Source organism: Mycobacterium sp. (assembly GCF_039583805.1).
Classification (GTDB): Bacteria; Actinomycetota; Actinomycetes; order Mycobacteriales; family Mycobacteriaceae; genus Mycobacterium.
Genome location: NZ_JAVKSH010000126.1, coordinates 1 through 9,734 on the forward strand (window position 1 = coordinate 1; position 9,734 = coordinate 9,734).

Sequence of the window (9,734 nt, forward strand, 5' to 3'; positions counted from 1 at the left end):
GTAAATACTGTCGTAGCGGCTGGCCAGCACGGTGTGTTCGACGACGACGATCGACTCGAAGCCACACGCCTCGAGATGACGGGCGAAGGCCGCCATCCACCCCGGATCGGCGGTGACACCCGCACCGACCGGGGCGACCACGCCGAACTTCCCGACACTGGCGGCGGGCATGCAGCTACCCGGCCGGCTCAAGGGTCGTCTGCTCGCGCAGCGCGTCGGCGAGGTTGGCGGCCCGGGGATCGTCGAACACCTGCTCGAGCAGGATCGGCCGCCCGTCCGGCCCGGCCAGCGGGATCCGCCAGTTGGGGTACTCGTCGGTGGTGCCGGGCTGGTTCTGGGTGCGCCGGTCGCCGACCGCGTCGGGCAGCGCCAGCGCCAGCAGGCGCGACGGCGTCCGCCCCAGATACCGGTAGAGCGCGAGCACCGTCTGCTCGACGTCGGCGTGCCGCCCCAGCAGCCCGACCCTGCGCAGCTCGGCCAGCCACGCCGCCTGCTGAGCTCGGGCGTCGCTGAGTTCCTCCTCGACCGGTCGAGTCAACAGGCCCAGCGAATCCCGCAGGCGCACATGCTCACCGGCAAGATATCCGGCCGTGGGCGGAAGGTCATGGGTGGTGACCGAGGACAAGCAGTCCCGCCGCCAGCGTTCGGCCGGCAATGGCACCGGGGTAGGCCCATGCTCACCGTCGCGATCGAGCTCGAACCACAGAATCGACGTGCCCAGCACGCCACGCGCACACAAATAGTCGCGCACCCATTCTTCGACGGTGCCCAGGTCCTCGCCCACCACGACCGCGCCGGCCCGGTGCGCCTCCAACGCGACCACACCCACCATCGCCTCGTGGTCGTAGCGCACATACGTGCCGTGGGTGGGCGGCGAGCCGGCGGGAATCCACCACAGCCGGAACAGCCCGATGACGTGGTCGATGCGCACACCGCCGGCATGGCGCAGCACGGTGCGGATCAACGCACGAAACGGTTCGTAGCCCTGCTCCTCGAGCCTGTCCGGGCGCCACGGCGGCTGCGACCAGTCCTGCCCGAGTTGGTTGAACTCGTCGGGCGGTGCGCCCGCCGTCACTCCGGGTGCCAGCGCCGCCTGCAGCGCCCACGCGTCGGCACCGGTGGGATGCACACCCACGGCGAGGTCGTGCATGATGCCCAGCGACATCCCGGCGGCCCTCGCGTGAGACTGGGCGGCGGCGAGTTGCTCGTCGAGCTGCCACTGCAGCCAGCGATGGAAGTCGACCTCCTCGGGATGTCCGGCGGCGAAGTCGCGGACCTCGCCGGCGTCGGGACGGCGCAGCGCCGGCGGCCACCGATGCCAGTCGGCGCCGTATGTCTGCGCCAGCGCGCACCATGTCGCGAAGTCGTCGAGCGCGCATCCCTGGCGTTCGCGGAACGCGGCGTAGGCAAGTTCGCGACCAGCCGATCGCGGCACCTGGTGGACCAGGCGCAGCGCCGCCTGCTTGGCTTCCCACGCGGTGTCGCGGTCGACGATGTCCATACCGCCCGTGTGTCGTTGCACTTCTTCGCGTAGCCGCCACACGTGTTCCCGTCCAGGCAGCTGGGCGAACTCGGGGATGGCCTCCACACGCAGGTAGAGCGGGTTGACGAAGCGCCGGGATGTCGGCAGGTACGGCGACGGCTCCATCGGCTGCGTCGGCGCCGCCGCATGCAGCGGATTCACCAGCAGATAACCGGCGCCGTGCTGGGAGGCCGACCAGACCGCCAGGTCGGTGAGGTCGGTGAGGTCGCCGACACCCCAGGACTGTCGCGACCGCACGCTGTACAGCTGGGTGGCCAGGCCCCAGGCGCGGCGGGCGCCCAGCCGCTCCGGCACGTCGAGCCGATCCGGCGTCACGATCAGCGCGGCGCTGGCCTCGTCGTGCCCCGACCGCAGATGCACCCGGTGGTAACCGAGCGGCAGGTCGTCGGGCAGCACGAAGCTGGCCTCGCCGATCCGGCGCCCGTCAAGGTCGAACGGCGCGGTGACGTTGTCGATCTGCCGCACCCCGCGGCGTACCGCGCCATCTTCCAGCCGCAGCCACACCTCGACGGGATGCCCGTGGGTGACGTGCACCCAAAACGGCATCTCGGTGCCGGCTCGCACGACGATCGTCGCCGGCAGCGGCCGCGACCAGTAGGCGCGGTCGTGCGCGGCCAGCGCCGCCGCGCGCTCGGACTCCGTGCCGGCGGCGACGCCGAAGGCAGCCAGCACGGCCACCAGGGTGCTCTCCGGGACAGGCACCCGGCGACGAGTCCAGTCCTCGTATTCGGTGGCGATCCCGAACCGTCCGGCGAGCGCGGCCAACGGCGACGCGGGCTGGGTCACGGCATCCATTTTGCTTGATCGGAAGGCGCCGGGACCGACGTGGGCCGAAACCGACGGGGGCCGAAACCGACGCAGCCCTGCCGCCGAGCAGTCGGTTTCTGGACAAGCCGGCTTTGCTGATCGCCACTATGATGCACACCAAGCGGTCCCGTCACCGATCCGACATCGCTCGCGTGGCGCGGGGCGCGACGCTGACTTACGGTTGGCCATGTGAATTGCGAGCACGGGCAGCGTTCAAACGAACTATCAGACCGAGTGGTGAACGAAAATGCCAGGTGACGACGGCAAGCAGCGCGGTTCGGGCTACGGCCTCGGGCTGTCGACGCGCACCCAGGTAACCGGTTACCAGTTCCTGGCGCGCAGGACCGCGATCGCGCTGACGCGGTGGCGAGTCCGGATGGAGATCGAACCCGGCCGGCGCCAGACTCTGGCGGTGGTGGCGTCGGTGTCGGCGGCGGCGGTGATTTGCCTGGGCTCCCTGCTGTGGTCGTTCATCAACCCGTCCGGCCAGATGAACGAGTCGCCGATCATCGCCGAACGCGATTCCGGCGCGCTGTATGTCCGGGTCGGCGACAGGCTGTATCCCGCGCTGAACCTGGCCTCGGCCCGGCTCATCACCGGGCGGGCCGACAACCCGCACAAGGTGCGTGCGAGTCAGATCGCCCAGCAACCGCAGGGGCCGCTGGTGGGCATTCCCGGGGCGCCCTCGGAGTTCGCCCCGACCAGCCCGGCATCCTCGTCGTGGCTGGTGTGCGATGCGGTCACGCCGACGTCGGGAGTGGGCGCACCGGCACCGGTGACGGTTACCGTGATCGACGGCAAGCCGGACCTGTCGGGGCACCGACGGGTCCTGGGCGGATCGGACGCGGTGGTGCTGCGCTACGACACCGACACCTGGGTGATCCGCCAGGCGCGCAGGTCACGTATCGACCCGGCGGATCGGGCGGTGCTGCTGCCCCTGGGTCTGACACCCGAAGAGGTCAACCAGGCACGGCCGATGAGCCGTGCGCTCTACGACTCCTTGCCGGTCGGTCCCGAACTGACGGTTCCGACGGTGCCCGACGCCGGCGGTCCCGCGAACTTCCCGAACGCGCCGGGGCCGGTGGGAACAGTAATAGTGACACCGCAAATCAGTGGGCCGCAACAGTATTCAGTCGTGCTGACCGATGGTGTGCAGACCGTGACCCCGATTGTCGCGCAGATCCTGCAGAACACGGGCAACACCCCGGGGGGCCGGCCGATCACCGTGGCGCCATCGGCGCTGGCGAAGATGCCGGTTGTCAACGGGCTGGACCTGTCGGCCTACCCGGACAGCCCGTTGAACGTAGTCGACATCCGGGACAACCCGGCGACCTGCTGGTGGTGGGAGAAGACCGTCGGCGAGGAGCGGGCCAGGGTTCAGGTAGTATCCGGGCCGACGGTTCCGGTGGCGAACAGCGACTCCGCGCGAATCGTGTCGCTGGTCAAGGCGGATAACTCCGGCCGCGAAGCCGACCGCGTCTTCTTCGGTCCGGGCTACGCGAACTTCGTCAGCGTTACCGGCAATCAGCCCGACGCCGCCACCTCCGAATCGTTGTGGTGGCTCTCGAATTCGGGTGTGCGGTTCGGCGTGGAGAACTCGCGCGAGGCGCGCACCGCGCTGGGATTGACGCCGGAACCCAGCCCCGCACCGTGGGTGGCGTTGCGTTTGCTGGCGCTGGGACCGACGCTGTCGCGCGCCGACGCGCTGGTGCGTCATGACACCCTTCCAACCGACATGAACCCAGCAGAATTGGTGATGCCGAAATGAAACAAGGGTTTGCCCGGCCGACGCCCGAGCGCGGACCGGTCGTCAAGCCGGAGAACATCGTCTTACCGACACCGCTGAGCGTCCCGCCGCCGGAAGGCAAGCCGTGGTGGCTGGTCGTGGTCGGGGTGCTGGTGGTCGGCCTGCTGGTCGGCATGGTCGGCATGACCGTCGCCAACGGGTCGCGACTGTTCCTGGGCGCCGGCTCCATCTTCCCGATCTTCATGATCGGTGGCGTCGCGATGATGATGTTCGGCGGCCGGTTCGGCGGCGGCCAGCAGCAGATGAGCCGGCCGAAACTCGACGCGATGCGCGCCCAATTCATGCTGATGCTGGACCTGCTGAGGGAAACCGCCCAGGAATCCGCGGACAGCATGGACGCCAACTACCGGTGGTTTCACCCCGATCCGACGACGCTGGCGGCCGCCGTGGGATCGGCCCGGATGTGGGAGCGCAAACCCGACGGCAAGGACCTGAACTTCGGCGTCGCGAGGGTCGGGGTCGGCATGACGCGGCCCGAGGTGACCTGGGGTGAACCGCAGAACATGCCGACCGACATCGAGCTGGAACCGGTCACGGGCAAAGCCCTGCAAGAGTTCGGTCGCTACCAAAGCGTGGTGTACAACCTGCCGAAAATGGTGTCGCTGCTGGTCGAGCCGTGGTATTCGCTGGTCGGCACGCGTGAGCAGACACTCGGCCTGATGCGCGCGATCATCTGCCAGCTGGCGTTCTCGCACGGACCAGACCACCTCCAGATGATCGTCGTCACTTCCCATGCGGACCAATGGGATTGGGTCAAGTGGCTACCGCACTTCGGCGATCGGCGGCGCCGCGACGCAGCCGGCAACGCACGGATGGTGTACGGATCGGTGCGCGACTTCGCCACCGACCAAGGCGAATTATTTTCCGGGCGTGGATCTTTCACCCCCCGACACGCCACCTCGTCAGCCGAGACGCCGACACCTCATCACCTCGTCATCTGCGATCTCGACGATCCGCAGTGGGAGTACGCGATCAGCGCCGAAGGTGTCGACGGCGTGACGTTCTTCGACCTCACCGGGTCGTCGCTGTGGACGACCCAACCCGAACGGGTGCTGCAGTTCGACAGCACCGGTGTGATCGAGGCGCTGCCCCGCGACCGCGACACCTGGATGGTGATCGACGACAACAGGTGGTTCTTCGCTCTCGCCGACCAGATCACCGAAGCCGAAGCCGAACAGTTCACCCAGCAGATGGCGCACTGGCGGCTGGCCGAGGCCTACGAGGAGATCGGGCAGCGGGTGGCCCACATAGGTTCGCGAGACATCCTGTCCTACTACGGGATTGACGACCCCGCCGCGATCGACTTCAACGGGCTGTGGGCCGCGCGCGGCGACCCCATGCGGCGTTCGCGGTTGCGGGTGCCGTTCGGCACCCGGTCCGACAACGGCGAGCTGCTGTTCTTGGACATGAAGTCGCTCGACGAAGGCGGCGACGGCCCGCACGGCGTCATGTCCGGAACGACCGGGTCGGGGAAGTCGACACTGGTGCGGACCGTGCTCGAGTCGTTGATGCTTGCGCATCCGCCCGACGAACTGCAGTTCGTCCTTGCCGACCTCAAGGGCGGGTCGGCCGTCCGTCCGTTCTCGGGTGTTCCGCACGTCTCGCGGATCATCACCGACCTGGAGGAAGACCAGGCGCTGATGGAGCGCTTCCTGGACGCCCTGTGGGGCGAGATCTCACGGCGCAAGACGATCTGCGACAACGCCAGTGTCGACGACGCCAAGGAGTACAACGAGATGCGCTCCAGGATGCGGGCCCGCGGCCAGGACATGCCGCCGCTGCCCATGCTGGTGGTCGTCATCGACGAGTTCTACGAGTGGTTCCGCATCATGCCGACGGCGGTCGACGTGCTCGACTCGATCGGCCGGCAGGGCCGCGCCTACTGGATCCATCTGATGATGGCGTCGCAGACCATCGAGAGCCGGGCCGAGAAGCTCATGGAGAACATGGGTTACCGGCTGGTGCTGAAGGCCCGCACCGCCGGCGCCGCGCAGGCAGCCGGGGTGCCCAACGCGGTCAACCTGCCGGCTCAGGCCGGCTTGGGGTACTTCCGCAAGAGCTTCGACGAGATCATCCGCTTCCAAGCCGAGTTCCTGTGGCGCGACTACCGCCGCGGTGTGTCGCTCGACGACAACGGGGACGTGTCGCTGGTGCACAGCGTCGATTACATTCGTCCGCAACTTTTCACCACCGATTTCGCGCCTCTCGAAGTCGGTGTGAGCGGGCCGGAGATCGACGTGATCGACGTGATCGACGGCGAACTCAACGGCGCTGTCAACGGCGAGGTGAACTCCGGCGCCGAGGACGGCGAAGAAGAGGAAGAGGAAGAGGAAGAGGAAGAGGAAGAGGAAGAGGAAGAGGCCATCCGGACACCGAAGGTCGGCACGGTGATCATCGACCAGCTGCGCCGGATTCCGTTCGAGCCGTACCGGTTGTGGCATCCGCCGCTGGACGAGCCGGTGGCGATCGACGAGTTGGTGAACCGCTTCCTCGGCCGGCCGTGGCAGCAGGATTACGGCACCGCCGCGAACCTGGTTTTTCCGATCGGGATCGTCGACCGGCCGTTCAAACACGACCAGCCGCCGTGGACCATCGACACCTCCGGGGCCGGGGCCAACGTCCTGATCCTGGGCGCGGGTGGCTCCGGGAAGACCACAGCGGTGCAGACGCTCATCTGCTCCGCGGCGTTGACCCACACCCCCGAGCAGGTCCAGTTCTATGTGCTGGCCTACAGCAGCACCGCCCTGACGACGGTCTCCGCGCTGCCGCACGTCGGCGGGGTGGCCGGTCCCACCGATCCGTACGGTGTCCGTCGCACGGTGGCCGAGCTGCTGGCGCTGGTCCGCAACCGCAAGCGCTCGTTCCTCGAGTACGACGTTCCGTCGATGGAGGTGTTCCGGCGACGCAAGTTCGGCGGGGAAGGGGTACCCGGCAGAGCACCCGATGATGGCTTCGGCGACGTGTACCTGGTGATCGACAACTACCGGGCGCTGGCCGAGGAAAACGAAGTGCTGATCGAGCAGGTCAACCAGATCATCAACCAGGGCCCGTCGTTCGGGGTTCACGTCGTGGCCACCGCCGACCGGGAATCGGAGCTGCGGCCCCCGGTGCGCAGCGGTTTCGGCTCCCGGGTGGAGCTGCGGCTGGCCGCGGTCGAGGACGCGAAGCTGGTGCGCTCGCGGTTCGCCAAGGACGTTCCGGTCAAGCCCGGGCGCGGCATGGTCGCGGTGAACTATATGCGCCTGGACAGCGACCCGCAGTCGGGTCTGCACACGCTGGTCGCCAGGCCGGCACTGGACAGCACACCGGGTGAGGTGTTCGAATCCGACAGCGTGGCCGCCGCAGTGAGCCAGGTCGCGACCGGCCAGGCCCAGCCGGTGCGCAGGTTGCCTGCGTGGTTCGGTTTGGACCAGCTGCGCACGCTTGCCGCCGCCGATCAGCGCCAAGGTGTCGGTGCCGGCGGAATCGCCTGGGCGATATCAGAATTGGACCTGCAGCCGGTGTATTTGAACTTCGCCGAGAACGCGCATCTGATGGTGACCGGTCGGCGCGAGTGCGGACGAACCACGGCACTGGCCACCATCATGTCCGAGATCGGGCGGATCTACGAGCCCGGTGCCAGCACCGCGCCGCAGACCTCAGGGCCGTCAGCGCAGGTCTGGCTGGTCGACCCGCGGCGTCAGCTCCTGACCGTGCTGGGCACCGACTACGTCGAGAAATTCGCCTACAACCTCGACGGCGTGGCCGTCCTGATCGATGAACTGGCGGCCACGCTGACCCGCCGGGAACCGCCGCCCGGGTTGTCAGCCCAAGAGCTGCTCTCGCGGTCCTGGTGGAGCGGTCCGGAGATCTTCTTGATCATCGACGACGTGCAGCAGCTGCCGCCCGGGTTCGACTCCCCGCTGCACAAGGCCGCGCCCTGGGTGACCCGGGCCGCCGACGTCGGCCTGCATGTGATCGTCACACGCACCTTCGGCGGCTGGTCCTCAGCGGGCAGCGACCCCATGCTGCGGGCGATGCATCAGGCCAACGCGCCGCTGCTGGTGATGGACGCCGATCCCGACGAGGGCTTCATCCGCGGCAAGATGAAGGGCGGCCAACTGCCGCGCGGCCGCGGCCTACTGATGGCCGAAGACACCGGCGTATACGTTCAGGTCGCCGCCACCGACCTGCGTCGCTGACGCGCCGCGCAACCCTCTCCGGCGATCGCGCTCGCGTGCTCCCGGGCCGCCGGACAGCCGAGGGTCGGATTGACCGCGGGTTAATTTTTGATGTACGGGTGCCGTCGTAAAGAAGTCTCATGCGTGAACGAACCCGGCCGACTGTGAAATCCCTGGCAACGGCGCAGGGTCGGGGGTAAATTTCGGCTCGGTGAACAGACGGTGTTCGGATTCGGAGTCGTCATGACGCAACTCGCGGAGTCACCGCGTTCGACCACGCCGTCACGCACACGTCCCGATGTGACCACACGTCTCCATCTGACAGAGCCAGGACCGGCGCCCGCCGGTGACAACGGCGCCTGCCGACCGCTGACCATCACAAACGGGAACCGGATAGTAGAACACGCCACCGGGCCGGCACACCCCGCGCAGCCCGCCGAGGTGGCTCAGGCGCGACTCTTCGAGAGCATCCTGCACACCGAGGTCATCGAACTCCAGGAACTGGCCTACCGCGTGTCGAGGTCCTCGGGTCGACGCCGCGGTGCCGAGGGAGTCCCGCCGTCCCAGCATCTGCTGCGCATCCAGGCACGTATCGGCGAAGCCCGGCGTCTGCTGAGGGCATTGCAGGACCGATTTCCGCACCCTGCGTGAAAGCGACCCCGTGTAAAGGCGACCCCGTGTAATGGTGCCCCTGCGTGAAGCCGTGAGCCGCAGTTGACGTGAGCCCGGCGGCGGGCCGCGACGCGATCGAAGTCGGACGTGCCGCCGCTGGGCAATCTGTTACTCGGTTGTTACTCTAGATGGAGTAGTTGTTGCCGCAGGGTGAACACTTGCGAACGCCCGGTATCGTCAGTCGCGGGGCACCCTTCGACCGGCTAATCTTCGGAACGAAGCAACTGCACAAACGTAGTGAAGGAGGGAGCTACATGTCATTCGTGACCACACAGCCCGAGGCGTTGTCGGCGGCGGCGAGCAGCCTGCAGGGGATCGGGGCTTCGCTGAACGCCCAGAACGCGGCTGCGGCGGCCCCGACGACCGGGGTCGTTCCAGCAGCAGCCGACGAGGTGTCGGCCCTGACCGCGGCACAGTTCACCGCGCACGCGCAGATGTACCAGGCGGTCAGCGCCCAGGCCGCGGCCATCCACGAGATGTTCGTCAACACCCTGGGCACCAGCGCCAGCACCTACGCCGCCACCGAAGCCGCCAACGCGATCGCAGCTGGCTAGGCGCCGGCGGTCGTGGCGTCGACGGCAACCGGTCAACGGAAAGGGGAACTCGGGACCGGTTACCGCTCGCTTTGCACCTCCACCGAATCCTCACTCGAATAAGGAGAACGACACATGCCTAACCGTTTTATGACCGACCCGCACGCCATGCGCGACATGGCGGGCCGGTTCGACATGCACGCCCAGACCGT

Annotated in this window: 5 protein-coding genes and 1 pseudogene; 5 read left to right on the top strand and 1 reads right to left on the bottom strand. The window is 67.9% G+C overall.

Annotated elements, in window-relative coordinates; all coding sequences use genetic code 11:
- Positions 1–175: 175 nt before the first annotated feature.
- A complete protein-coding gene (gene malQ, locus ABDW21_RS14870; RefSeq protein WP_343602205.1) occupies positions 176–2,329 on the bottom strand; it encodes a 4-alpha-glucanotransferase in 2,154 nt (717 codons plus the stop codon).
- Positions 2,330–2,597: 268 nt separating this feature from the next.
- Between malQ and eccB the strand changes: the two genes are divergently transcribed.
- The 5 genes and pseudogenes from eccB to ABDW21_RS14895 form a co-directional block, all read left to right on the top strand.
- Positions 2,598–4,118, top strand: a complete 1,521-nt coding sequence (eccB, locus tag ABDW21_RS14875; protein WP_343710644.1) for a type VII secretion protein EccB — start codon at positions 2,598–2,600, stop codon at positions 4,116–4,118.
- Positions 4,115–8,338, top strand: coding sequence for a type VII secretion protein EccCa (eccCa, locus tag ABDW21_RS14880; protein WP_343602201.1), 4,224 nt, complete (start codon positions 4,115–4,117; stop codon positions 8,336–8,338). Before eccB ends, eccCa begins: the two co-directional genes overlap by 4 nt.
- Before the next feature lie 420 nt (positions 8,339–8,758).
- Positions 8,759–8,968: a hypothetical protein gene (locus ABDW21_RS14885; RefSeq protein ID WP_343602202.1), complete on the top strand. Its 210-nt coding sequence runs from the start codon at positions 8,759–8,761 to the stop codon at positions 8,966–8,968.
- Positions 8,969–9,243: 275 nt separating this feature from the next.
- Positions 9,244–9,543 carry a PE family protein gene (locus ABDW21_RS14890; protein ID WP_343602203.1) on the top strand — a complete coding sequence of 100 codons (300 nt, stop codon included), beginning with the start codon at positions 9,244–9,246 and terminating at the stop codon, positions 9,541–9,543.
- Between the two features lie 114 nt (positions 9,544–9,657).
- Positions 9,658–9,734: pseudogene (locus tag ABDW21_RS14895) on the top strand (WXG100 family type VII secretion target); the annotation flags it as partial.

Bases quoted from the DNA above. Each gene is read 5' to 3' on its own strand.
- eccB (WP_343710644.1), top strand. From the start codon at position 2,598: ATGCCAGGTGACGACGGCAAGCAGCGCGGTTCGGGCTACGGCCTCGGG.
- eccCa (WP_343602201.1), top strand. From the start codon at position 4,115: ATGAAACAAGGGTTTGCCCGGCCGACGCCCGAGCGCGGACCGGTCGTC.
- ABDW21_RS14890 (WP_343602203.1), top strand. From the start codon at position 9,244: ATGTCATTCGTGACCACACAGCCCGAGGCGTTGTCGGCGGCGGCGAGC.